The organism is Dyella koreensis, from assembly GCF_044904565.1.
GTDB lineage: Bacteria > Pseudomonadota > Gammaproteobacteria > Xanthomonadales > Rhodanobacteraceae > Dyella_D > Dyella_D koreensis.
This window is the reverse complement of the sequence record NZ_JADIKD010000009.1, coordinates 409,376-433,696: the sequence shown is the minus strand read 5'-3', so window position 1 is coordinate 433,696 and position 24,321 is coordinate 409,376. Positions and strand designations below refer to the sequence as shown.

Sequence of the window (24,321 nt, the reverse complement as noted above, 5' to 3'; positions counted from 1 at the left end):
TAGCTTGATTCCTCAGGGTTATGATCAGGTCCGCAATTGGATGCCCTGATAAAAATCATTGAGGAGAAGGAATTGAAAAGACGCGAAATATTAGGATTGCTTCCGGCGGCCATGGCGGCGCCATTCATTGCGCCCTCAACCGCTCATGCTCAATCCGCGGCAAGTACATTCGTCAGTGTAACGACATTCGGTGCCGTGGGTGACGGTGTTGCAGACGATACCCAAGCCATACAAAAGGCGATAGATAATTCCTCTGGATGCACACTTCTCTTTCCCAAAGGTGAATATAAAATCACCTCGCCGATAAAAATAATGCGTCCGATTACCCTCTACTGCACGAGGGGTGCCGCAGAAATTGTGATTTCGTCCCCTGGCATAGATGCTTTTGTCGTTGGTGATGGAACAGCTTCAGGAGCAGCGAGTTCCGCAAATACCGTTATCGACGGCTTCAACTTCGTTCCCGGGTCAGGGGTGGCGCCGTTCACTACGGGATCGTGCATTAACCTGAAATACACCTACTACATCACGATTCAGAACTGCGATTTCTATGGAGAGTCTGTGGGTGGGGCGCCCTTGCTTTTCAACGGCATCACCGTCTCCAACACTACCACTTTTTACATCAAGCGCTCTTGGTTCAATTTCTTGAACGGTGCGGGAGTCTCTTTGTCGGGAGACCCCACAAATATTGCCCTCCGCACCGTGGATGGATACTTGGATGAGCTCGAATTTACGAGTATTGCCGGTCATTGCGTTGACATGGGCTCCGGTTGCGCCGGAATCGTAATTAACAGAGTGACGGCACAGTCGTACAGTCAGTTCGGGATTCACATCAAAACGAACCCGGTTGGCGGTTCAGGGCAAAATATTTTCATAGTACAGCCCGACCTAGAGGCGGATGGAACGTCTGGCGGGATATGGCTCGAATACGCGGAGCGAGTGCAGATCATAGGCGGCTGGATCGGTGTTGCGAACCCGAGTTCCCAGGCGATCATGTTCGATGCGAATGCTGATAGTTGTGTCGCTCATGGGGTTGCCATCGCGTACGGATCGGTGGTGATCAATGGTCCAGCCAATTCTTTGCTTGATTGTGAAATCAGCGGATCTCCAACGGGTACCTTTGCATACGGGGTAACCGTAAACGGGACCGCATCAGATACGAAAATATCGGATTGCCGGATACGGCAGTTTGGGGTCGGCGGAATTAACTTTGTCAACAATCCACCTCGTTGCATGGTGAGCGATTGCCATTTTCGGCAGGTTCACAATGAAATCTCTGGGCAATCGTTTACACCACAGGCGCTGCCACCCGTAATTACCGGTGGGCAGACGGATGCGCCGTTCGATAGGACTGCCGCTGCAAGCATGCAGTTGAGCTCGGGACGCAACTACTACCAGTTTTCCGGTGCCACGGTGATGATTGCTAACCTGTCGAACCTGGGGCAAGGCCAGCGTGTCACCGTGCAAGCAGGTGCCGGCGGCATAACATTTGTTTCAGCGTCTGGTGGGAATTTGCAGCTGAAACATTCGCCACGAGTCGTACCACAGTACGCGACCATCTCCTTCGTGAATGATGGACAGACTTGGTTTGAAGACGGTTCCAGTTTTTTTGACGCATCAGTCGGGTAGCCGATCTCAGCCAACATTAACGACCAGGGGGGCGACCATGTATGTCTATATGGCCGCCCATTCGGGACGATCGAAACAGAGCGTAGTGGTGCACTATTAAGACGGAGACGGGATGGCATTCTGGTCCCGGCTTTGATTCTGCCGCGCCGACTGCGCGGCGCTCGGTCGCCTTTGAGTGCTTCCAGTCGATTGCTTAGCGGAACGCGGAGAAAGTCGGTGTCGCGGTAACGTGCAATTGCGTCAGTTCACCAATCGCAGAATCGACGCGTCATGGGCCAGGGCACTTCAGCACCCAATGCGCAAAAGAAGGCCGAGACGTTACGCGCTCCTGTCATCAGCCTGAAACCGCCGCCTCTTTCACTCGGCAGTTCTTCATCTGCCGGTAAACCCATGCGCACCTTCACTCGCTGCTTCGCCGCCGGTCTGCTCGGCCTGGCCTCCATCGCCACGGCACATGCCGTGCCTGTCCTGCTGATCTCCATCGACGGCCTACGTCCAGCCGATGTGCTCGAAGCGCAGAAGCACGGTCTCAAATTGCCCAATCTGCAGCGCTTCATGAAGCAGGGCAGCTATGCCAGCGAGGTACGCGGCGTGCTGCCTACGCTGACCTATCCCAGCCACACCACCTTGCTCACCGGGGTGTCGCCGGATGTGCATGGCATCGGCGGCAATCTCACCTTCGACCCCAGCAACAAGAACCAGCAGGGCTGGGCCTGGTATGCCAGCGATATCCGCGTGCCGACTTTGTGGGATGCCGCGCATGCGGCGGGTCTCAGCACGGGCAATGTGCACTGGCCGGTGAGCGTCGGTGCGACGGTGGACTGGAATCTGCCGCAGATCTGGCGCACCGGATTGCCGGACGACCGCAAGCTGCTCGCGGCGCTGGCGACACCGGGTCTGTTGCCCGCGCTGGAAAAAGACCTCGGGCCGTATGCCGATGGCATCGACGAAAGCCTGGCTGGCGATGAGAACCGCACACGCTTCGCGGTGAAGCTGCTGGAAGAGCGCAAGCCGGCTTTCATGACGGCCTATCTCGCCTCGCTCGACCACGAGCAGCACGCCAGCGGTCCGGACACGCCGGAAGCGAAGCGCACGCTGGAGCGCATCGATGGTCTTGTCGGCGAGCTGATGAGCGTGGCGCAGCGGGTGCATCCCGATGGCGTGGTCGCGGTGGTTTCCGACCATGGTTTCCTGCCGGTGCAGCAGGATGTGAATCTCTACGCGCCCTTTATCCAGGCCGGACTGATCACGATCAAGGATGGCGCGGTGACGGAGTGGCAGGCGATGCCGTGGAACGACGGCGGCAGTGCGGCGATTGTGTTGCGCGAGCCGGGCAATGCTACGACGTCGGCGAAAGTATCCACCCTGTTGACGCAGCTGCAGGGCAATCCCGCCTACGGCATCGACCGCGTGCTCGACCATGCGCAGTTGGTGAAGCAGGGTGGTACGGCGCAGGCCAACTGGTTCGTGCTGTTCAAGCCGGGCTATGAAATGGCCATCAAGCCCGATGCGCCACTACCCACGTCGAGCCACTATCGCGGCATGCATGGCTACGATCCGTCGCTGTCGGCGATGCGCTCCACCTTTCTCATCGAGGGCAAGGGCGTGCCGGCAGGAACGAATCTTGGCGCGATCGACATGCGCGATATCGCACCGACGCTGGCGCGACTGCTTGGCGTCAGTTTGCCGAAAGCTGAAGGCAAGGCATTGCTCACGCGTTGAGCAACTGCCGGGAACGGCGCACGTATCTGCGAAGTTGTTGCATTTATATGGACGTCCATAGACCGCGTGACTTGAGAATGTAAATTCGCTTTAACAATCACGCTCCATGCTTGTGAGTACGGCTGCTGGGGGTGTGTCGCGCACGGCGCACACCGCTAGGGGGGCAGCTCCCAGTTCCATCCATTCACTCATTTGATGACGTGGCTTCCCGCCAAGGGGGACGGCTGCGCAAAGGAAATGTACGCATGTCAGTTCGCAAGGGTTCCATCCGTATGACCGGCCTCGCGCTTGCGTTGTTCGCGGCGCTGCATGGTGTGGCCGTTGCCGCCGACAACGATGCGACGCCCGCGGCGGCGGATGCCGCTGCCGACAAGGCCAAGACGCTGGATTCGGTGTCGGTGATCGGCCAGGGCGAATCGCGCCAGGTGCAGCGCATTACCGTCGAAGACGTGAAAGTGCTGCCGCCGGGTACCAGCCCGCTGAAGGTGCTGGCGAGCAAGCCGGGCGTGCATTTCGAATCGGCCGATCCGTTCGGTGCGTATGAATGGTCGACGCGCTTCAGCTTGCGCGGCTTCAATCAGAGCCGCCTCGGCTTCACGCTGGACGGCATCCCGCTCGGCGACATGAGCTACGGCAACAACAACGGCCTGCACATCAGCCGCGCGCTGATCGCCGAGAACCTGGGCAGCGCGGAGCTGGCCGAAGGCATCGGCTCACTCGGCACGGCATCGACCAGCGATCTGGGTGGTGCGGTGCAGTTCTATTCTTCCGATCCCACGCCGAACTACGGCCTGACCTTTGCGCAGGGCATCGGCACGGACAGCGCGCGCCGCACCTATGTGCGCCTGGATACGGGCAACAAGGACGGCTTCGCCATGTATCTGTCCGGTGCGTACTCCAATGTGGACAAGTGGAAGGGCGACGGCTCGCAGGAGCAGATGCAGTTCAACGTCAAGGCGACCTATGACTTCGGCGACAGCCGTATCGGTGCGTTGCTGACCACCTCGGATCGCGACGAGACCGACTATCAGGATCTGTCGCTGGACATGCTGCATCGCCTGGGCTGGAACTGGGACAACTACGCGCCGGACTGGAGCCGCGCGGTGAACGCGGCCAAGGGCATCTACACCGGTGGCGTCAACAATCCGGACGATGCGTATTACGCGGGCCGCGGCGTGCGCAAGGACCGCATCGCCAGCGTGTTCGGCGATTTCGCGCTGGCCGAAGGCCTGCGCCTGAAGGCCACCGGTTACTACCATTACGATCGTGGCCAGGGCCACTGGTTCACGCCGTACCAGGCGTCGTTCCCGGGCACGCCGCAGGCGACGCCGATCTCGATCCGCACCACTGAGTACGGCATCGATCGCGCTGGCGCGACCGCCGCGTTGAACTGGGACATCGGCTCGCATCACCTCGAAGCCGGCGTGTGGTACGAGGACAGCAACCACAACGTGCAGCGCAACTTCTACTACATCACCGGCCCGGTGGACGACCGCAAGTTCCTCAAGAACCCGGACCTGCGCCTGTTCTACCAGCACTACGAAACCACCACGCGCCAGTACTACATCCAGGACAGCATGCATCTGCTCGACGACCGCCTGTCGATCGATGTGGGCTTCAAGGCGCCGGACACCAAGGTGGAAGCGCGCAACATGCCGGGCACCATCAAGACCTACGCGACCGGTGACCTGACCGCCAAGAAGAACTTCCTGCCGCAGGTGGGCGCCAGCTACAAGCTGGGCGACGGCTACGAAGTGTTCGCCTCTTACGCGAAGAACATCGCAGCGTTCCAGGCCGGTGTGACCGGCCCGCTGGCGACGACCCAGGTGGCATTCGACACCTTCGGCAAGAAGCTGAAGCCGGAACAGTCGCGCACCATCGAAGGCGGCGTGCGCAGCGTGACGGATTTCTACGAAGCCTCGCTGGCCCTGTATGACGTGAAGTTCGACAACCGCCTGCTGGTGATCTCGCAGTGCAGCGGCATCGTGGGCTGCCCCAGCGGCTATGCCAACGTAGGTTCGGCCACCAGCCGCGGCGCCGAGCTGGCGTTCAACCTCAAGCTGACGCCGGAACTGCGCTGGAACAACTCGCTGTCGTACAACCGCTCGCGTTACGACGACAACTATATGGACGGCAACACGGTGGTGCCGACCAAGGGCAAGACCGTCGTCGACAGCCCCAAGCAGCTGTTCTTCAGCGAACTGGCCTGGGTCCACGGCCCGTGGGACCTGCGCGTGTCGGCCAACTACACCGGCAAGCGCTACTACACCTATACCAATGACGCCTCGGTGCCGTCGTACTGGCTGTTCAACCTGGGCGCCGCGTATGACGTGGGCAAGGTCGGTGTGGTGCAGGACCTGAAGTTCGCCCTCAACGTGACCAACCTGGCCGACAAGAAGTACTTCGGCTCCATCGGCACCAACGGTTTCATTGCCAACGATCCGCAGGGCCAGTTCGCCACCCTGCAGGTGGGCGCCCCGCGCGCCGCCATGCTTACGGCAACCTTGCGCTTCTGAGCGGAAGAGGCCGCCTTCCGGGTTCTGTGAACCCGAAAGGCGGCAGTTTGCTCGCCACTGCAGCCATGCGGTGGCGCCTTGGCTATGATCCGCCGGACCACCTACCGGTTGCATGCATGGCCGTCCTATCTACCGCCGTACCGTCGTACGCAGCACTTCGTTGGCTTAAGGCCACGCTGATGAAGTATCGCCATCGTCACCCGCCCTGTCTGTTCGCAGGCCGCAGGGCCGTCGGCGAAGGCAGACTGGCTGTCTGTCGAGACGGCGGACCGAAGGCATGCGGACAGACAGGGCGGGCCCCACGTATAAAATTTAAGGATGGGGTGATGCCTGGAAGGCTCGCAGGCACCGCCGCGCGGCTTGCCAAGACGGCCAGTCTTCCCTGCGCCACGCAGCGGTGCCTACGAGCCTTCCAGGCATCATGACGATGGCGATACTTCATCAGCGTGGCCTTAATTTCGCCACCCTCTGCCTTGCCCTGGGTGCCATCGCTGGCGGCCTGCTGGCGGAGGACACTTCGGACTGGTTGTGGCTGCATTGGGTATGTAAGCCCTTGGCCACCGCCGTGGTGTTCTGGATCGCATGGCGTGCGCCGGCTCCTATCTCTTCGCGCTATCGCCAATGGGTGCTGGGTGGCATCGGCCTGTCGCTGGTGGGCGACGTGCTTCTGATGCTGCCGCAGGATCTGTTCGTGGAAGGCCTGGTGGCCTTTCTGTTTGCGCACCTGTGTTTCCTGGTGGCGCTGAGCACCGATGTGCGTTTCGGTGTGCGGCCGCTTGCCTTGCTGGGCAGTCTCGCCTATGGCGCGCTCACGCTGTGGTCGCTGTGGCCATCCGTGCCGGAAGAATTGCAGCTGCCCGTAGTGGTCTACACCGTAGTGCTGGCCACCATGGGCGGGCAGGCGATGGGGCGAGCATGGCAGCACGCCTTGCAGCGCGATGCGCTGGCGAACCCGGCATGGCTCGCAGCCTGTGGCGCCGTGCTGTTCATGGCCAGCGATACGCTGCTGGCGTGGAACCGTTTCCGTATCAGCCTGCCGTGGGCGGTGCTGTGGGTGCTGGCGGCCTACTATGGTGCGCTGTGGCTGCTGGCGCGTTCCATCGCCAGCGCTGAACCGGATGAGTTGAACTCGCCTCCTTGAACATGCCGAATTCGAGTACTCAGGAAGTCATCATCACCTGGGCGACGCCGGTGTTCTTCGCCCTGATCGCGCTGGAGCTGCTGGTGGCGCGCTGGCGCGGACGTCGCGTGTATCACGCCAGCGATGCGATCAACAGCCTGGGCCTGGGTGTGATCTCGCAGATCGTGGCGGTGTTTTCCAAGCTGTTGACTCTGGGCATCTACGCCTGGTGCGTGGCCCATCTGGCGCTGTTCGCGCTGCCCGCCGATGCGTGGTGGGTGTGGGTGAGCGCGTTGCTGCTGTACGACTTCTTCTATTACTGGCTGCACCGTGCCGGGCACGAGGTGAACATCCTGTGGGCCGCGCATGTGGTGCATCACCAGAGCGAGGACTACAACCTGAGCACCGCGCTGCGCCAGACCGGCAGTGGCGTGCTGCTGGGCTGGATCTTCTACCTGCCGATGGCGCTGCTCGGTTATCCCTTGCAGGTGTTCGTGGTGGTGGCGCTGATCGATCTGCTTTACCAGTTCTGGGTGCATACCGAACTGGTGGGCCGGCTGGGCTGGTTCGACCGCGTGTTCTGCTCGCCTTCCAACCATCGCGCGCACCACGCCGTGAACGATCGCTACCTGGACAAGAACTACGGCGGCATCCTGATCTTGTGGGATCGCCTGTTCGGCAGTTTCGTGGAAGAGAACGACGACGATCCGCCGATCTACGGCACGCGCGCGCCGCTGCGCAGCTGGAATCCGCTATGGGCGAACGCCGAGGTGTACTGGGCGACGCTGAAGGATGCGTGGCATGCGCGGCGCTGGCGCGACAAGCTGCTGGTGTGGATCAAGCCGCCCGGCTGGCGTCCGGCCGATGTGGCTGCACGCTTTCCCAAGCCGGCTTTCGATATCCAGCGCGAGCGCTACAGCCCGCCGCTGCCTGCCGCCCTCGTTGTCTATGGCGTAGTGCAGTTCGCGCTGCTGCTGGGGATGGGAGTGCATTTCCTGGATCTGGCCAAGCGGTTGCCGGCGTCGGGGTTGCTGGCCTACGCGGGATTCTTGCTGTTGAGCCTCGCCGCGCTCGGCGTGTTGATGGAAGGACGGCGTACCGGGTTCTGGCTGGAGCTGGCGCGCCTGGCGGCCACGGCCATGTTGGCTTTGGCCATGGACGGTTGGTTTGCCATGACGCAACCGACGGTTAGTTTTGCGATAGCGGCAGTTTACGTATTGGGTGCTGCGGTACTGGTAGCTCTTGACCGCTGGCCTGTGCGCAGCACGGACAGTGAGCTCCGAACACTCTAGCTCGTCATTCCGGCGCAGGCCGGAATCCAGTAGAGACAGCGCCCGGGCAGGTGAGAGCGCATAGGTTGCGCTTCACCACTGGATTCCGGCCTGCGCCGGAATGACGGAGTAGGAAGGCCGCTACCGACTGGCCACTTCCGCGCAACCGCAGCATGGCGCCAGTGGACGCATTCGCTATGATCGCCGCTTCGTTGTCCGGGATCTCTGCGATGAGCGTTGCTAGCAAGCTGTTGCGTCACAAGTCGGTCGAACAACTCCAGGCGGAGGCCGGCAAACGCGGGGATTTCCGCCGCGTGCTGGGCTTGTGGCAACTCACCGCGATCGGTATCGGCGGCATTATCGGCGTCGGCGTGTTCGTACTGGCAGGCCAGCAGGCGGCGTTGAACGCCGGTCCGGCCGTGGCGCTTTCGTTCCTGATCGCCGGCATCGCCAGCGCAGCGGCCGCGCTGTGCTACGCCGAGTTCGCCGGCATGATCCCTGTCACCGGCAGCGCCTATACCTACGGCTATGCCGTGCTAGGTGAGCTGGCGGCCTGGTTGATCGGCTGGGATCTGCTGCTGGAATACGCACTGATCGTCGCGGTGGTGGCGATTGGCTGGTCGGGCTATGTGCAATCGGCGCTGGCCAGCATGGGCATGGATCTGCCGGTATGGGCCAAAGGAGCCATCGGCACCGGCGAAGGCCATGTCTTCAATGTGGTCGCCGCCCTGGTGACGCTGGGGGTATCGGCGTTGCTGATCTTCCGCACGGAATGGGGTGCGCGTTTCAACACGCTGGTAGTAGCGATCAAGGTTGCGGCCGTGGCGCTGGTGATTGGCATCGGTGCCTTCTACGTTAATCCGTCCAACTGGGTGCCGTTTATTCCCGCGCGCGTCGTCGGCCCCGACGGCATTGGCCATTTCGGCTTCCAGGGCGTGGCTTCCGCGGCGGCGGTCGTGTTCTTCGCCGTCTTCGGCTACGACACGCTCACCACGGCCGCCGAGGAGTCGAAGAATCCTCAGCGCGACTTGCCGCGAGCGGTGCTGTTGTCGCTGGGCATTTCGATGGCGATGTACCTGGCGGTATCGCTGGTGCTCACCGGCATTGCTCACTACAGCACGCTAAAGACCGACGCACCGGTAGCCGATGCCTTCAAGGGATTGGGTCTGCATTGGGTGGCGCTGACCGTTTCGGTATCGGCGGTGTTCGGACTGATCAGCGTGCTGTTCGCTTTCATGTTGGGCGCGACGCGCATCTGGTTCGCGCTGGCTCGTGATGGCTTGCTGCCGGGCTGGTTCGCCAAGGTGCATCCTCGCTACGGCACGCCGCACCGGCCCACCATTGTGCTGGGTGTGTTCACTGCGCTGGTGGCTGGGCTTCTACCCATCGAGGAAGTGGCGAAGCTGGTGAATATCGGTGTGCTGTCTGCCTTCATTGTGATCTGTTCGTCGGTGCTGCTTCTGCGCAAGCGCAAGCCGGATCTGCATCGCTCGTTCCGCACGCCGCTGGTGCCGTTGATTCCGCTGATCGGTATCGGGTTTTCGATTTGGCTGTTGGCGGAGTTGCCGCTGATCACGTGGAAGGTGTTTTTGATCTGGGTGAGCTTGGGGCTGGTGGTTTACTTTGCTTATGGCATTCGCCATAGCAAGTTGGAGAAGGGCGCTTAAGCGCGCGCTTTAGCCCTCTCCCGCCGGGAGAGGGTTCGGTCTTACGATGTCTTACCTGCTTCGTCATTCCGGCGTAGGCCGGAATCCAGAGTGGTGCGCTTCGGTTGTCGCGTCTGCGTGCCCTGGCTCGCCTGCCGCGGGCTTCCGACTCGCTGCCGCGAGCCGGGTCACTTTCTCTTTGCTGGCCCAAAGAGAAAGTAACCAAAGAGAAATGGCCTCAGAGCAGGCGGCGTGCTCTGTAGCTGCGCCTTTTCCAGTGTCAGACGTCGGGATGGGTTTTCTTCGGGGCTTATCGTCCAACCCTCACCGCTTCGAGATCAAGAGCAAAAGCTGCCTTGGCACATCCGTGTGTGTCGGAGTGATGCGGGTCACGGAAAATTTCTTTGATGCGGACTGACGAGTACATGCTCTTTGCATGCGTGACGAATGGCATGCGGTGTGGCTTGTGCATCGGCCTAGGATCGGGCCGTTGTGTCCACTTGGGAGTTGCCTGTTATGTTCGCTAGGGCTTTGCTGAGTTGGTCGGTGGTGGCGGCGTTGGGTGCTGCGAGTGTGCAGGCGGCGCCTGCGGAAACCGAGGCGATGGATCAGCCTTATCCGGGGACGTTGACGCTCAAGCTGGATCTGACGGACGCGCCGAAGAAGATTTTCCGCGTCACCGAGAGCATTCCGGTGAGGCCGGGGCCGCTCACGCTGTATTACCCGAAATGGATTCCGGGCGAGCATATTCCTTCGGGGCCGGTCAACAACGTCAGTGGGTTGATCATCACCGCCAACGGCAAGCAGCTGCCGTGGCGTCGTGATCTGCGTGATATGTACACGCTGCATCTGGAGGTGCCGGAAGGTACGGATGCTTTGCAGGTCCAGTTCCAGTTCCTGTCGCCGGGCGAGCAGGGTGGCGGTCTCTATGGCGCGGGTGCTTCGGCGACGCCCAAGCTAGCGGACGTGGAATTCAACCAGGTCGTGTTTTATCCGGCCGGTTTCTACGCCAGTCGCATCGAAGTGCAGCCGACCGTCACGTTGCCGAAGGACTGGAAGTTCGCCAGCGCACTGGAGGTGCAGAACCAGGCTGGCGCCGAAGTGGCGTTCAAGCCGGTTAGCCTGGAGAAACTGGTCGATTCGCCGTTGGTGACCGGCGAGTACTTCAAGCGTGTGCAGCTGGGCGCGGACAGCAAGGGGCCGGTCTATCTGGACATGGTGGCCGACGATCCAGCCAGCCTGAAGTTGAGTGACAAGCAGGAAGCGCAGCACAAGGCGCTCGCAACGCAGACCGTCAAACTGTTCGGTGCACGCCACTACGCGCACTACGATTTTCTGCTGACCCTGTCGGACCACAACGGCTCGTTCGGCCTAGAGCACACGCAATCCAGTGACGATCGCCTGCCGGCCAACTTCCTCACCGACGACAACGTTTATCAGTGGGCGGCGTTCGTGTTGCCACACGAGTTCGTGCATTCCTGGAATGGCAAGTTCCGGCGCCCGCACGATCTGTGGACCCCGAACTACAATGTACCGATGCAGAGCGATCTGCTTTGGGTGTATGAGGGTCTCACCAACTATTACGGCGAAGTGCTCACGGCGCGCTCGGGGATGTGGACGCCGGAGCAGTATCGCGAGTGGATCGCCGAAACCCAGGCGGGCATGACCTATCGCACCGGCCGCCAGTGGCGTTCGATGCAGGACACGGCCGACGCTGTGCAGCTCACCGCGTTCCAGGGTTCCAACTGGCTGAATCGTCAGCGCGGCACCGATTACTACCCCGAAGGCACGTTGCTATGGCTGGACGTGGATACGCGCATCCGCGAGCTCAGCCACGATAAGCGTTCGCTCGATGATTTCGTACGCGCTTTCCACGGCATCGAAGACGGCAGCCAGGTGCCGCACACCTACACCTTCGACGATCTGGTGGCGACCTTGAACAAGGTGCAGCCCGACGATTGGGCTGCGTTCCTTCACGAACGCCTGGATTACACCGGCGACCAGCTACCCGAGCATGGCGTCGAGCACGCCGGCTGGAAACTCGGTTTCGAGGAGCAACCCTCGTCGTTGCAGAAGGCGATCGAGGCGGTGCGGCACTCGCTCAACCTGGCCTACTCGATCGGCTTTTCGGTGAACGGCGAAGGCAAGCTCACCGACGTGCAGTGGGGCGGCCCGGCATTCAAGGCGGGGCTGGTGCCAGGTGTGAAGCTGGTGGCGGTGAATGGCCGCGACTATTCAGCCGATGCGCTCAAGGACGCGATCAAGGCGGCCAAGGGCAAGGGCGGGCCGATCCAGTTGCTGGTGAAGAACAACGAGTTCTACAGCACCGTATCGGTCGACTACCACGACGGCATGCGCTATCCGCATCTCGTGCGAGCGACCGGGCAGGATCGCCTGGGACAAATCGCGGCACCGCTGAAGTAGGCCCCGCAGCTACTGCAAAAAAAGAAAGAGGGCGCCGCGAGGCGCCCTCTTTGCTTTGCACTTCACCGCTTGCGCGGCACGCGATGTTCCATGGGAACGGTTCGCGCTTAGAAGCGGTACTCGACCGAAGCGGAGTACGCAGCCACGTTGGCGTTGGTCTGCGACTGGTTGCTGCCGCCGCGGCCGTACTTGACGTGGTAGTTGTCGTAGTTGATCGCTAGGGCGACGTTCTGGGTCACGTTGTAGCCCACGCCCACGCCGCCATACCAGCCGTTATTCCAGCTGCGCTCGGTCTGGCGCACGTCGCCGACGGTGACGCTGCCGACGCTGCGCGAACGCAGGTAGCCGGCGTGGCCGCTGACGAACCACGGGCCGTAGAAGTCGTACTTGGCGTTCACGCCGAGCAGGACGGCCTTCGGCTGCACGCCGATGGTGGCATTGCCGATCTTGTCCTTGGCCTGGCCGAGCGAGGTGAAGCCGGCTTCGGCGCCGACGATGTTGTTCCAGCGCCAGCCGAAGCGAACGCTCTGGAACACGTCCGACTTGTCGGAGATGCCGCCAACGCGGTAGTTGCTCTGACCGAGGTTGCCGGTCACGAAGAAGTTGTTGAGCTGGTTGCTGCTGGCGTCATCGGCCTTGGCAGCAAACGGGGACAGGGCAGCGACGGCCAGCACGGCCGAAAGCAGAGTCTTGTTCATGGAGAACTCCATCTTCTTTTTTGTGGTTGCCCGGCGCGACGCATAGGGGGAGTCGTCGCGGCGGCCCGCGCGGGGTTCGCGGGGACCGGAAGGATAAGGGCGTTTTTACATTTCAAAACCCCTCAGAGGGTTCCGAGATAGGCGAGGTTCAGTCTTGTGAATCCGGCTCCCGGGCCCGAAAAGCCCGCGCCACAGGGGCTAAAGCGGGGTACTTCATGACCTCTGGCATGGGGTGCGGCACGCCGTCGCGGTCTAGCATCGGCCAGTCATATGCCGTTCAACGTCCGGTCACGGACGCGCGGGTTCTGCCACAGGAGATCGTTTTGAAAGCTTCACGCCTCGCTTCCGCCATTGTCGCCACGGCCCTCGGCCTGGGCAGTTTCGCCGCGCTCGCCGACGTTCCGGCACCGCAGGACGTCCCGTTCAACGGCATGCTGAAGATCAGCGTGGACGCCACCGATCTCGCGCGCCGCATTTTCCGCGTGCATGAGGTGATTCCGGCACAGGCGGGCCCGCTGACCCTGCTGTACCCGCAGTGGCTGCCGGGCAATCACTCGCCGACGGGCCCGATCGACAAGCTGGCCGGCCTCAAGATCACGGCCAACGGTAAGACGCTGAAGTGGACGCGCGATCCGCTCAATGTGTACGCCTTCCACGTTGACGTGCCGGAAGGCGCGAGCGATGTGGAGGTGGAGTTCCAGTTCCTCTCCGCGCAGGACCGCAGCCAGGGTCGCGTCACCATGACCCAGGAGATGCTCAACCTGCAGTGGAACACGGTGAGCATGTACCCGGCCGGCTACTACGCCAGCCGCATCAAGGCCGAGGCCAGCGTGAAGTTTCCCGCCGGCTGGCAGTACGGCAGTGCGCTGGAGCTGGCTTCGCGCAATGGCGACACGGTGAACTTCAAGCCGATCGACTACGACGACCTGGTCGACTCGCCGATCTACGCCGGCAAGTACTTCAAGCGCGTGGATCTGGACCCGGGCGCGAAGACGCCGGTGTTCCTCAACATCGTGGCCGACGATCCGAAGTACCTGGAGATCAAGCCGGAGCAGTTGAAGCTGCACCAGAACCTGGTGCAGCAGATGTACAAGATGTACGGCGCGCACCACTACGACCACTACGATTTCCTGTTCTCGCTCAGCGACAAGATGAGCGGCAACGGTCTGGAGCACCACCGCTCCAGCGAGAACGGCTTGCCGCCGGCCTACTTCACCGAGTGGGACAAGGGTGTGCTCGGCCGCGACCTGCTGCCGCATGAGTTCAACCATTCGTGGGACGGCAAGTACCGCCGCGGCGCCGACCTCGCCACGCCGAACTTCAACGTACCGATGCAGGACAGCCTGCTGTGGGTGTACGAAGGCCAGACCCAGTTCTGGGGCTACGTGATGGCCGCGCGCTCGGGCCTGTGGAAGGAAGACGAGGCACGCGACATGCTCGCCATGGTCGCCGCCAACTACGACAAGGGCCGTCCGGGCCTGCAGCAGTGGCGCAACATCCAGGACACCACCAACGACCCGATCATCGCCCAGCGCCGTCCGTTGCCCTACCGCAACTATCAGATGAGCGAGGACTATTACTCGGGCGGCCAGATGATCTGGCTGGACGTGGACGGCAAGCTGCGCGAGCTGTCGGACAACAAGAAGTCCATCGACGATTTCGGCAAATCCTTCTTCGGCATGAAGAACGGCGAGTGGGACGTCAACACCTACACCTTCGAAGATGTGGTGAAGACGCTCAACGACATCCAGCCTTACGACTGGGCCCCGTATCTGCGTGAGCGCCTGGATGGCCACGGTCCGCTGATCGGCGGCATCGAGGCCAGCGGCTGGAAGCTGGTCTACAACGACAAGCCTTCCGCGGCGGCCAAGGCCGCCGAAGCGCGCTTCGGCGGCGCCAATCTGGTGTATTCGCTGGGCATCTCGCTGGGCAAGGGCGGCGACATCTCCGACGTGCTGTGGGACGGCCCCGCCTTCAAGGCTGGCCTGTCGCCGGGCATGAAGCTGATCGCCGTCAATGGCAAGGAGTTCTCCAGCGATGCCATCAAGGACGCCGTGACGGCGGCCGCGAAGGACAAGAACCAGCCGATCGAACTGCTGGTGAAGAACTTCGACCAGTACCAGACCCTGCGCATCGACTACCACGATGGCCTGAAGTACCCGCATCTGGAACGCGTCGCCGGCAAGCCGGATCGCCTGGCGGAGCTGCTCAAGGCGCGTTGATTTACCTGGGCGCCTTCCCTGCGAGGGAAGGCGCCCGTGCGTCCGGGCCCGCTGCATCCGCAGCGGGCTTTTCTTTTGGATGGCGGCCATTTGGGCGCGCGGCGGGGGCCGTCCCATCGGCGTAGCCAAGTCCGCTATACTTCGCGTTCGCCGCGCAACTGCCCAGCATTGCAGCGGTCCTGCCGCATCACGCGCCCGTAGCTCAGCCGGATAGAGTAGTGGCTTCCGAAGCCATTGGTCGGGGGTTCGAATCCCTCCGGGCGCGCCATTTCCCTTGTTCCGATCATGCTTCGCGCGGTCAGTTCGCATCAGCCCATCGTTTAGCGCTGGCCGATTTCCTCGCTGAGCGCCGGCTTCATATCGATGATGGGCGTGCCATCGAGCGCTTCCAGATGGTTAACCCGCACTCGCGTGCCATCGATGGCCATCACCGACGTCTGATGCAGGCCGATCGGGTTCGGGCGATGCGGTGCCCGCGTGCTGAAAACGCCTTCGGGCGCTCTCGTCCGGTCTCCGCGCGGATGCACACTCAACACGTCGCGGTGTGCGCGGTCGAGCCAGGTGATAACGATGACCGAATCGCCGGGCTGGATGTTGCGCAGGCCTTCGAGCATTTCCGGCTCGAACACGAGCCAGGCTTCGGGCGCGCCTTCGTCGGGCTGGCGCGGGGCCGATGCAAGATCGGTGAGTGGCGATTCGACGATGCCGATAGGCTTCATTTCGAAACGCGGCATGCAGCTCTCCCGATCAGTGCAAGGTGCGGATATCGATGAGGCATGCGGTTCCTAGCCACCGGCACCTGCCCGCTGCGCGGCTTCATGCGTAAAGCGTCCGGCGCCATCGTCCATGCGCACTGACACCACGCGATTGCGTCCGTCGCTCTTGGCGCGATAGAGCGCGTGATCGGCGTTGATCAGCAGATCGCGCACTTCGTAGCCGCAGCGAAGGGTGGTGGCCACGCCCAGGCTGGCGGAGATCACGACGTCGCTCTCTTCGTCGATCAACGGCGTGGCGGCGATCGCGGCACGGATTAGTTCGGCGCGTGCCAGCGCCTGGTCGGCGCCGCAGTCATGTAGCAGTACGCCAAATTCCTCGCCGCCGAGCCGGCCGAAAATATCGCGCGGTCGCAGATGCGGCTGGCAGGCTGCCACAGCGCGCCTGAGCACCTGGTCGCCCACGGCATGGCCGTAAGTGTCGTTGACCAGTTTGAAATGATCGAGATCGATAATGATCAGCGCCGCCTTCTGCCCGCTCTTCTGCGCGTGATGCAGTGCATGCTCGGCTTCCTCGAGGAAGTGCTTGCGGTTGCAAATGCCAGTGAGGCTGTCCAGCCGCGATAGCCACATGAAGCGCAGCTGCGAACGCTTCAGGCGATAGATCCACAGCGCAATGAAGGCAAGCACCGTCAACAGAAGAATGATGTAGAGCCGGCTGTTCTCCACCGCCTTGCGGTCGAGCGCCTGCTCCAGATGCAGGATCTGGTTCTGCTTGTTGAGCGTGTCGAACTGCAGCTTGCTCGCCTGCACCTGCTGCTTGACCACCTGATAGGCCAGCGCCTCGGCACTGACGTTGTTCAAGTAGCCCTTGTCAGCGGCCAGGTACTTTTCGTGATACGCGAGCGCGGCGCGGTAATTGCCCTGCTGATTCTCGATCCGGTAGAGCAGATCGTAGGCAATGCTCAGGGGCTCGGTGTACTCGCCCTTGATGGAACTATCGATCGCCGCCAGCGCGAAATTGCGCGACTGCACGGGTTCGTCCACCTGCCAGAAAGCCTGTGCCAGCAGCGCTTCGAACTGGGAAATGAGGCTGGGGTACTGATCGCGTTTGACGCTCGCGTAATTGTTCTGCAGCAAGGCGATGGCATGCGCCGTCTGCCCATGCTGGATCTCGAAGCTGGCGATGTCGGCGCGGATGGCGTTGGCGAACAGCGTCTCGCCAGTGTTGACGCACAGCTCGACGCCTTCCTGGAACGCTTTGTCCAGCGTCTGCATGCCGCCACGGCGGAATTGCGCGTGAAGCTTGTAGGAGGTGGCCTTGCAGGCAGTGTCGCCGGGAGGAATGTTCTCCAGCATCTGCTCGGCATAATTGACCGCGAGATCGTACTGGCCTGCGGAGATCAGCATTTGCGAGGCTTCGCCCAGGCCCTGGAAGCGCGCCCTCTTGTCGCTGATGTTCGGCAGGTCGTCGATCAGATGGCTCAGATGCGTGAAAGCTTCTTCGTAGCGATGTCCGATGCCGAGGATATTGATCAGCGTGGCGGTCGCGCGGAAGCGCAGGACCGGATCGGTGACTTCCCTGATGATGGCGTTGAGCTGCAGTCCGGCGCCTTCATAGCTGCCCTCGTAGGCCACCTGCCATGCATCCAGATAGCGCAGGTACGAACGTTGGTCGGCCGGCAGGCTTGCCGCGCGAGCGTCCAACTGTTTCAGCAGCGACAGGAATTCAACATGGTTGGAGGTCTTGATGCTGTCCGCACGACGGAGCATGTCCAGCGCATCACTGGCTTCGGGCACGGCGGCAGCAGCCGTGCCCGCGAACAGGCCAACAAGCAGGACAAGTCCCGCCAGAGCCGCTCGATGTATGCCGCTGGCCATCGGTCGCCGGTGTTTACGGCGCAGCGGCCGCAAAACGCGAACTGACTTTCTGCGAAGGAGCGTCTTCCTCTTCCCTGCCGGGTTCTTCTTCCTTGCCAGGTGCTTCCTCTTCCTCGCCGGGTTCCATCTGGGTGGCGAACATGGGCTGCAGCTTGAGCAGGTCGTACAGATCCGACATGTCCTGGGCAAGGATGGCCGAACTCAGCGGCGCGTCGATCCGCGCATCCTCCAGCGCAAGCTCCATATCTTCGGGCGAGGCGTGGCGCAGCTGCGCGTCCCGGCCCATCTTTTCCAGAAACTCAATGACGTCCGACATGTTTTCCCCCTAGTTGGTCAGCTGTTCTCAAAATCATTCCGGACCATTGCGATGCGTGGTTTCCCCCTCGGAAACCACATATCGCAAGTGTCCCTGTTTCATCGGTCCGGGCGTTCCCGAGCAGGGAACCTGGAATGCTTCATCCGCCGAACCTACTCGCCCCTCTGCAACGACTCAATCTATCGGCCGGCTGACGCCATGGACTATGCCGAAACGGATACCACGGCCTGGGCCGTCGCCTATGCTCCGAAGAAACCTGCGCCAGAAGGCGCGGTGGCAAGATGGAGCGCGGCGGTTTTCAAGCTGCTGTGGCGAGAGGTTTCGCCGCGCTCCTTTCCGCAGTTTGTTCTACGACTCAATAGCGCCGGGCATCATCAGTGTGGCGAACAGCGGTCCGTCACCGAGCAGGGTACGCAATCGCTCCGGATCGCTGGTGAGCACTGCGGAGCATTGCTGCGGCTCGATCTGTGTGTCTGCCAGGGCCGTCCCGATCGTGTCCTGCGATGCATAACGCAGTTGCGCGTCCTGGCCCATCCTTTCGAGAAAATCGATGACATCCGACATGGGATTTCCCTCCCGAGCTGGTTGTTTCGCCGAAGTATCCGGTTATCCGCACCGCCAGCCCTGAAAAAAGGGCCGACGCTGCGACCGGAATCATAGCCCCCTTCGTCCCGTCAAATCCCGCTGCGTCAAGGAGAGAGCCCCTTAGTAGCAATGCAGCTCACGTGCCAACGGCATCGGCCCGGACCATGTCCAGCGCCGCCAGCCGGGCCCGGGTCACGGGATCGGGTTCCATCGGGGTGGCAGGTGGAATCGCCAGCGTATCCGCCGCATCGAGTGTCAGGTGCGGCATTCGCGCCAGGGTTGTCCGCTCGATGCGGGGCGGATGGATGGGCAGGGTCGCTGCGCGGTAGGCGATCACCTCGTGCTCCAGTGGATAGTCGCGGGCTAGTACATCGACCAGCACCTGCAGGTAAGCCGTATTGGTGGAAAAACGGTTCTGGCCGTGGTCGCCGGTGATCCCGATCTGCCACAGCACCAGCCACGCGCTGGGATCGAGGCGGCGGCGGTAATACATCAGCTGGCTCGCCTCGAAATGCTGGCAGCCCCGCGTGCCGGGGTCGATGCCCAGATCCGCGTAAAGGCAGTCCTCCGCCGAGATGCCCGGTTCCATATGCGCGCGATATCCCTCGGCGCGTGCGGTTTCGATGGCTTTGTGCGGGGCCCAGGCAAAGACGCCGGGGTGGCCGTAGAACACGCCGCAGACACGTTTGCCCGCGCGCACTTCGGTCAGCATGGCGTCCACCATCTGCCGATAGGTCTGCATGCGCGGCTTGCCGGTCTGATAGAACGGCTGCAGGCTGCGCACGTCCGGATGCATGCGCTGCACCCATAGTTCCACCAGACCGTCGGACACGGCGACAAACACCACATCCGCCGTTTCGATGTGGCTGCGCGCCAGCGGGCTGATATGCGAGCCGAGCGTGATGCCGATGCCGACGCACACCAGGCTGCCCGCGGGTGGTTGGGTATTCATGCGGACTCTCTCGGCTGGCCGGGCGCTGTGACCGCCGAGTATCGAACCGGTTTTGACGCGCGGCAACCGCGCGCAACGAAAACGGGGCCGCTTGCGCGGCCCCGTTCTGTTTTGCACGGTTCCGGGCTAGGCCCGGGCTCCGCTGCTTAGTGCACGATCGGATGTGCGATATCGCAACGAACGGTGTCGTTGGACCAGGTGCTCTGCATCGCGTAAGTGCCATTGCCCATCACGACATTGGCGCTGGCGCCCTGGCCGCTGCTGAGCCACGCACACTCGTCGCCATTCTCCTGACCCTTGTAGGTAGAACGGGTGTGGTTGGTCCAGCCGCCGGCCGGGTTCTGGTCGGTGACGGTCTCGGCGTACTCATGGCCTTCCACGATGGAGAAGCCGTCGAGGTTGCCGGCGGCGCCGCTGTTGACGAAATTCTGCCCGCAGCTGGTGCCCATGTCCTTCACGTACGGCATGTTGGTGAAGGCGATATCGCCATACGGCGAGGTCACGCCCGCATCCTTGTTGTAGTCATGCCATGCGCAGAACTGGCCGGTGGAGGTGTTGAAACCATCCGGGTGCGTGCCGGTCGGCGACAGGATCACGTACTGCACGTAGCGGTTGGAGGCGGCCGTGGTGTTGCCGAAATGCGCGGCGGCGTTGATCGCTTCCTGAGCGAGCTGCGCAGCGGTGGCATTGGACGGGGAGGCGACGGAGTTGTCGTACCAGATGCCGGCGAAGGCGCCGCCGGTCGGATAGCCGATGTGCGTCACACCGCTGGTCGGGCAGCTCGTAGCGAGCTTGGCCACGGCGCCATCGCAATACTGGGTCATGACACCCGACCACAGCTCACCGCCGGTGCCCAGGCCCTTGAACAGCTGCTGCAGGTAAGGCACGGCGCCGAAGGCATCGCCCGAAAGCGTCATGTTGCCGTTGGCATCGGTACCGGACGTACCCCACTGGCTGCCGTACACCACCAGATACACCTTGGGCGTGCCGCTGGTGACACCGATACCGTCGATGCCGCCGCCGTAGCTGAGCGTCTTGGTGCTGGTGGTGCCTGCGTGCATGGCGGCGTACTGCTTCATGCGCTCATGCGCCTCGCGCGACGGCACGGCGCCGTGGCGATACGAGTGTGCATAAGACGGAGCAAACGGATTATCCGAACCGGTGTCATCCGACGCGATAGCGGAGCTGGCGCCCAGACCAGTCAGAGCCAGGGCGGTGACAGCTGCAAAAAGACGAACATTCATGCATTAACTCCCCGTTGAGTTATTCCAGAGCGCACGACACCGATGCGGCAGCGTGGCCCCATGCAAAGAACCGCACTCGCGTGCGGCATTGGATTGACGTGCGTAATGCGGATTCCCACTGATCCAGCGCGGAAAGCCTCCCGGGCATTCCCTGTCAGGCCGCGCGGATCAAAAGAAAGGCGATGCATCCTCCCCAGCACACATCGCCCCGGAACCGTCCGTTATGCCCCCCGGTTGATAACGGACGCGCAGACGCTAGGCACTTTCCATTCGTCGGTCAACTGGAAAAAACCTAATTTCGGACACGGGAAATAAAAATAGGAAGCTTGAATCGATTAAACGCAAATTGATGCGGAAAATCGCAAGAAATAAGCCCTAATAAAGGCAAATGAGAATCGATTTTCACGGGATTTAGTCGTGTGGAGCTGACGCGTAACTTGCGTATTTGTTCTGGTAATGAAAAACGTATTGCGGCCGCGCTGCTAAACCGTAGGGCCGAATGCCTACACACCTGCCAAGTAGCAACGCGCTCCCGAGCACCCACCCCTCACCCCAACCCTCTCCCCGGAGGGGAGAGGGAGCTGTTGCTCCGAAAGGCGATGCGTCAGCGAGCCCGTAACGGGTCCCCTGTGGAGCGGTGAGGGTTGGACGAAAAGGCCCGTAGGGGAACCGGCATGGATGCCGGTTCCTTTTCGACAGGACATGGATGTCCCGTCGAAAAGCCCGGCCAACCCTCACGGACCCGTAGGCGAAGCCGGAGGGCGCGCAAGAGGGGTGCCCTTCTCTTTGGTTACTTTCTCTTGGGCAAGCAAGAGAAAGTAACTCGGCTCGCGGCAGCGAGACGAAAGCCCGCGGCAGGCGAGCCCGGTCGCGATAGCGCGAACATCGAAGCGCATCACTACTGGATCCCTGCCTACGCAGGGATGACGAAGTAGAAAAGGGTGTCACTAGACCAAACCCGCACTCCAACCACCCGTCGGCCATCCAGCTACCACCAATGGCCGCGTACAACCCCCACAACAACATCCCCCCACAACCACGCACTTCCCAGCACCACCACAAGCATTCACAGCAAAAAAAACCAACGCGATGTACCGCTCGATATAGGCCTTATGGTCTCGTCAGCCGCGAAAGCCCCCGGTGTATTGTGATTTCGCTCACATTTTCCACGCACCGGATATCCATCCATGAAGATCCACCGCCATCTTCTCGTGTTGTGTTCCGTCCTGTGGCTGACCGCATGCGCCACCGGCGGCGGCGTCTCCACGCCGCCCTCGATCAACCCGCAGGCGCAAGCAGTCAACACCTATCGCATCGGTGTCGACGACCAGCTGCAGATCACCGTCTGGCAGAACCCTGATCTCAGCGTCAGCGTGCCGGTGCGGCCCGACGGCAAGATCACCGTGCCGCTGATCGGCGATGTGATCGCCGGCGGCAAGACACCGGAGGAAGTGGCCGGTGATATCAAGGGCAAGCTCACCGCCTATGTGCGCGATCCGCAGGTGGCAGTGATCCTCACCGCGTTGCGCAGCCATGAATACCTGTCCCGCGTGCGCGTAACTGGCGCGGTGCGCACACCAGTATCCATTCCGTATCGCCAGGGCATGACCGTGCTCGACGCCGTACTCGCGGCCGGCGGCACTACCGAATTCGCCGCACCCGATCGCACCGAGCTGTATCGCGCGGACGCCGGCGTTACCACGCCTTATGCGATCCGCCTGGACAAGGTGCTGCAACAGGGCGATCTGGCGACCAACTATCCGGTACAGCCGGGCGACGTGATCACGGTGCCGCTGCGCGTTTTCTGACGCGGAAGCACGGGAGAAGGGGGGCAAGGGACATCATGAACGGGGAACTCACACCTCTAGGCAGCTTGCTGCCTGCATTGGCCAGCGAAGCACGCCGGCGACGGCTCGCGATGGGCCTGGTGTTCGCCGCCATCGCGCTGGCCGCGCTGGTCACCGGCATGTTGTGGCCGAAGAAGTACGAGGCGTCGACCACCATCCTCGCGCAGGAAAGCATCATCACGCCGCTGATGGAGGGCGTGGCCGCGCCGACCGGCAACAAGAATCGCGCCGGCATTGCGCGCGACGTGATCTTCGGCCGCAAGGTGCTGGACCAGATCCTGGTCGGCGGTGGATGGATGGCCAAAAACCCCACGCCGCTGGAACAGGACCGCATCATCGAGGGGATCAAGGGCCGCACCATCGTCAAGACCGGCAACGGCAACCTGATCACCATCAGCTACTTCGATTCCGATCCGCATCGCGCCTACGACGTCACGCGGCAGTTCGCCCAGCTTTTCATCAGCGAAAGCCTGGCCTCCAAGCAGCGCGAAAGCCGCGAGGCGTACGAGTTCATCAATAGCCAGGTGGAGACGTATCGCAAGAAGCTCACCGACGCCGAGTCCAAGCTCAAGGCGTATCGGGACAGCAATGCCGACGCGCGTCCGGGCAGCGAGGCCGACACCAACGCACGCATCAGCCAGCTGCGCACCCAGATCGAAACCGCGCGCATGGACATGATGGACCGCCGCTCGCAGGCCTCGTCGCTGGCCTCGCAGCTTTCCGGCGAATCCGAAGTCAACGCGGTACAGACCGCCGACGGCATCTACCAGACCCAGCTGGCCGAACTGCAATCGCATCTCGACAAGCTGCTGCTGAGCTACACCGAGGACTACCCCGACGTCGTGCGCACGCGCCACCAGATGCAGGATCTGAAACAGCAACTCGCACAGTCCGAGCAACGCAAGCTGCAAGCGCGCTCGGTCGGCGCGCCGGCAACGGAAAGCGTGGTGAGCTTCAACCCGGTCTATCAGCAGATGCGGAGCCAGCTTGCCACCGTGCGTGGCGATTCCGCCGCCGCCGCGGCACGGCTTGGCGCGAGCGAATCGATGCTGCAGGCCGAGCTGGAGCGCAGCAAGCGCATCGCCAACTCGGAAAACGTCACCGCCGAGCTGACGCGTGACTACAACGTCAATCGCGATGTCTATCAGGACCTGCTCAAGCGCCGCGAGAACGCGCGCGTGTCGATGAACCTCGACGCCGAGCAGCGCGGCCTGACCTTCTTGATCCAGAACCCCGCGATGCTGCCGCTCACACCGTCGGGCCTGCGCTTCATGCACTTCGGCCTGGCTGGCCTGACGCTTGCTGTGGCGATACCGCTCGGCCTGCTGTTCGCCCTGGTGCGTTTCGACCCGCGCGTGCGTTCAGTGCAGCGGCTCGAGCACGACACCGGGCTCGCGGTACTGGCGACCATTCCGTTCTATCCCACGCCACGCGACCGCCGGCGTGAGCGTCTGCACAACAGCATGCTGGCGCTGACCATCACCGGTGTAGCGGTGGTGTATCTGGCGATCCTCTGGCTGCGCTTGAAGGGGTAAGCG

17 protein-coding genes and 1 tRNA gene are annotated in these 24,321 nt (G+C 62.2%); 11 read left to right on the top strand and 7 right to left on the bottom strand.

The genetic code is table 11. The annotated features are described in order from the left end of the window. Window positions 1-36 precede the first annotated feature (36 nt). From ISS97_RS09315 to ISS97_RS09285, 7 genes are all read left to right on the top strand, one after another. Window positions 37-1,626, top strand: coding sequence for a glycosyl hydrolase family 28-related protein (locus tag ISS97_RS09315; RefSeq protein ID WP_379985095.1), 1,590 nt, complete (start codon window positions 37-39; stop codon window positions 1,624-1,626). Window positions 1,627-2,016: 390 nt separating this feature from the next. Further along, a complete protein-coding gene (locus tag ISS97_RS09310; protein ID WP_379985096.1) occupies window positions 2,017-3,348 on the top strand; it encodes an alkaline phosphatase family protein in 1,332 nt (443 codons plus the stop codon). Window positions 3,349-3,593: 245 nt separating this feature from the next. Next, a complete protein-coding gene (locus ISS97_RS09305) occupies window positions 3,594-5,864 on the top strand; it encodes a TonB-dependent receptor (protein ID WP_379985097.1) in 2,271 nt (756 codons plus the stop codon). 427 nt (window positions 5,865-6,291) lie between these two features. Next, window positions 6,292-7,005, top strand: a complete 714-nt coding sequence (locus tag ISS97_RS09300; protein ID WP_379985098.1) for a lysoplasmalogenase — start codon at window positions 6,292-6,294, stop codon at window positions 7,003-7,005. Window positions 7,006-7,007: 2 nt separating this feature from the next. Beyond that, on the top strand, window positions 7,008-8,276 hold the full coding sequence (locus ISS97_RS09295) for a sterol desaturase family protein (protein ID WP_379985528.1): 1,269 nt from the start codon (window positions 7,008-7,010) through the stop codon (window positions 8,274-8,276). Window positions 8,277-8,485: 209 nt separating this feature from the next. Further along, a complete protein-coding gene (locus tag ISS97_RS09290; RefSeq protein ID WP_379985099.1) occupies window positions 8,486-9,922 on the top strand; it encodes an amino acid permease in 1,437 nt (478 codons plus the stop codon). Between the two features lie 495 nt (window positions 9,923-10,417). Continuing rightward, a complete protein-coding gene (locus tag ISS97_RS09285) occupies window positions 10,418-12,325 on the top strand; it encodes a M61 family metallopeptidase (protein ID WP_379985100.1) in 1,908 nt (635 codons plus the stop codon). Between the two features lie 107 nt (window positions 12,326-12,432). Here ISS97_RS09285 and ISS97_RS09280 read toward each other — a convergent pair whose 3' ends face one another. Further along, window positions 12,433-13,023 (bottom strand): outer membrane beta-barrel protein, encoded by a 591-nt coding sequence (locus ISS97_RS09280; RefSeq protein WP_379985101.1) that lies wholly within the window; start codon window positions 13,021-13,023, stop codon window positions 12,433-12,435. Window positions 13,024-13,346: 323 nt separating this feature from the next. Between ISS97_RS09280 and ISS97_RS09275 the strand changes: the two genes are divergently transcribed. Then, window positions 13,347-15,245 carry a M61 family metallopeptidase gene (locus ISS97_RS09275; RefSeq protein ID WP_379985102.1) on the top strand — a complete coding sequence of 633 codons (1,899 nt, stop codon included), beginning with the start codon at window positions 13,347-13,349 and terminating at the stop codon, window positions 15,243-15,245. 191 nt (window positions 15,246-15,436) lie between these two features. Beyond that, window positions 15,437-15,513: transfer RNA gene (locus tag ISS97_RS09270), tRNA-Arg, on the top strand. A 52-nt stretch (window positions 15,514-15,565) separates the two neighbouring features. On the opposite strand, the gene tsaA is transcribed toward ISS97_RS09270, so the two are convergent. The 6 genes from tsaA to ISS97_RS09240 form a co-directional block, all read right to left on the bottom strand. Beyond that, on the bottom strand, window positions 15,566-15,979 hold the full coding sequence (gene tsaA, locus ISS97_RS09265) for a tRNA (N6-threonylcarbamoyladenosine(37)-N6)-methyltransferase TrmO (RefSeq protein ID WP_379985103.1): 414 nt from the start codon (window positions 15,977-15,979) through the stop codon (window positions 15,566-15,568). A gap of 51 nt (window positions 15,980-16,030) precedes the next feature. Then, the gene (locus ISS97_RS09260) at window positions 16,031-17,758 is read right to left on the bottom strand and encodes a diguanylate cyclase (RefSeq protein ID WP_379985104.1); all 1,728 of its coding nucleotides are present in this window, start codon (window positions 17,756-17,758) and stop codon (window positions 16,031-16,033) included. 94 nt (window positions 17,759-17,852) lie between these two features. Further along, window positions 17,853-18,155, bottom strand: coding sequence for a hypothetical protein (locus ISS97_RS09255; protein ID WP_379985105.1), 303 nt, complete (start codon window positions 18,153-18,155; stop codon window positions 17,853-17,855). 348 nt (window positions 18,156-18,503) lie between these two features. Then, complete coding sequence (locus ISS97_RS09250; RefSeq protein WP_379985106.1) at window positions 18,504-18,719, bottom strand: hypothetical protein; 216 nt, start codon at window positions 18,717-18,719, stop codon at window positions 18,504-18,506. A 157-nt stretch (window positions 18,720-18,876) separates the two neighbouring features. After that, window positions 18,877-19,692, bottom strand: a complete 816-nt coding sequence (locus ISS97_RS09245; protein WP_379985107.1) for an SAM-dependent methyltransferase — start codon at window positions 19,690-19,692, stop codon at window positions 18,877-18,879. Window positions 19,693-19,838: 146 nt separating this feature from the next. Next, window positions 19,839-20,936: a hypothetical protein gene (locus ISS97_RS09240; RefSeq protein WP_379985108.1), complete on the bottom strand. Its 1,098-nt coding sequence runs from the start codon at window positions 20,934-20,936 to the stop codon at window positions 19,839-19,841. A gap of 1,187 nt (window positions 20,937-22,123) precedes the next feature. Here ISS97_RS09240 and ISS97_RS09235 point away from each other — a divergent pair. Together ISS97_RS09235 and ISS97_RS09230 are read left to right on the top strand one after the other, a co-directional pair. Then, window positions 22,124-22,744 carry an XrtA/PEP-CTERM system exopolysaccharide export protein gene (locus tag ISS97_RS09235; RefSeq protein WP_379985109.1) on the top strand — a complete coding sequence of 207 codons (621 nt, stop codon included), beginning with the start codon at window positions 22,124-22,126 and terminating at the stop codon, window positions 22,742-22,744. 35 nt (window positions 22,745-22,779) lie between these two features. Continuing rightward, window positions 22,780-24,318, top strand: coding sequence for an XrtA system polysaccharide chain length determinant (locus ISS97_RS09230; RefSeq protein ID WP_379985110.1), 1,539 nt, complete (start codon window positions 22,780-22,782; stop codon window positions 24,316-24,318). Window positions 24,319-24,321: the final 3 nt, after the last annotated feature.

Excerpts from the sequence above, each read along its gene's own strand:
- ISS97_RS09310 (WP_379985096.1), top strand. The coding sequence starts at position 2,017 with ATGCGCACCTTCACTCGCTGCTTCGCCGCCGGTCTGCTCGGCCTGGCC.
- ISS97_RS09305 (WP_379985097.1), top strand. The coding sequence starts at position 3,594 with ATGTCAGTTCGCAAGGGTTCCATCCGTATGACCGGCCTCGCGCTTGCG.
- ISS97_RS09300 (WP_379985098.1), top strand. The coding sequence starts at position 6,292 with ATGGCGATACTTCATCAGCGTGGCCTTAATTTCGCCACCCTCTGCCTT.
- ISS97_RS09295 (WP_379985528.1), top strand. The coding sequence starts at position 7,008 with ATGCCGAATTCGAGTACTCAGGAAGTCATCATCACCTGGGCGACGCCG.
- ISS97_RS09290 (WP_379985099.1), top strand. The coding sequence starts at position 8,486 with ATGAGCGTTGCTAGCAAGCTGTTGCGTCACAAGTCGGTCGAACAACTC.
- ISS97_RS09285 (WP_379985100.1), top strand. The coding sequence starts at position 10,418 with ATGTTCGCTAGGGCTTTGCTGAGTTGGTCGGTGGTGGCGGCGTTGGGT.
- ISS97_RS09280 (WP_379985101.1), bottom strand. The coding sequence starts at position 13,023 with ATGAACAAGACTCTGCTTTCGGCCGTGCTGGCCGTCGCTGCCCTGTCC.
- tsaA (WP_379985103.1), bottom strand. The coding sequence starts at position 15,979 with ATGCCGCGTTTCGAAATGAAGCCTATCGGCATCGTCGAATCGCCACTC.
- ISS97_RS09255 (WP_379985105.1), bottom strand. The coding sequence starts at position 18,155 with ATGTCGGACGTCATTGAGTTTCTGGAAAAGATGGGCCGGGACGCGCAG.
- ISS97_RS09250 (WP_379985106.1), bottom strand. The coding sequence starts at position 18,719 with ATGTCGGATGTCATCGATTTTCTCGAAAGGATGGGCCAGGACGCGCAA.
- ISS97_RS09245 (WP_379985107.1), bottom strand. The coding sequence starts at position 19,692 with ATGAATACCCAACCACCCGCGGGCAGCCTGGTGTGCGTCGGCATCGGC.
- ISS97_RS09240 (WP_379985108.1), bottom strand. The coding sequence starts at position 20,936 with ATGAATGTTCGTCTTTTTGCAGCTGTCACCGCCCTGGCTCTGACTGGT.
- ISS97_RS09235 (WP_379985109.1), top strand. The coding sequence starts at position 22,124 with ATGAAGATCCACCGCCATCTTCTCGTGTTGTGTTCCGTCCTGTGGCTG.
- ISS97_RS09230 (WP_379985110.1), top strand. The coding sequence starts at position 22,780 with ATGAACGGGGAACTCACACCTCTAGGCAGCTTGCTGCCTGCATTGGCC.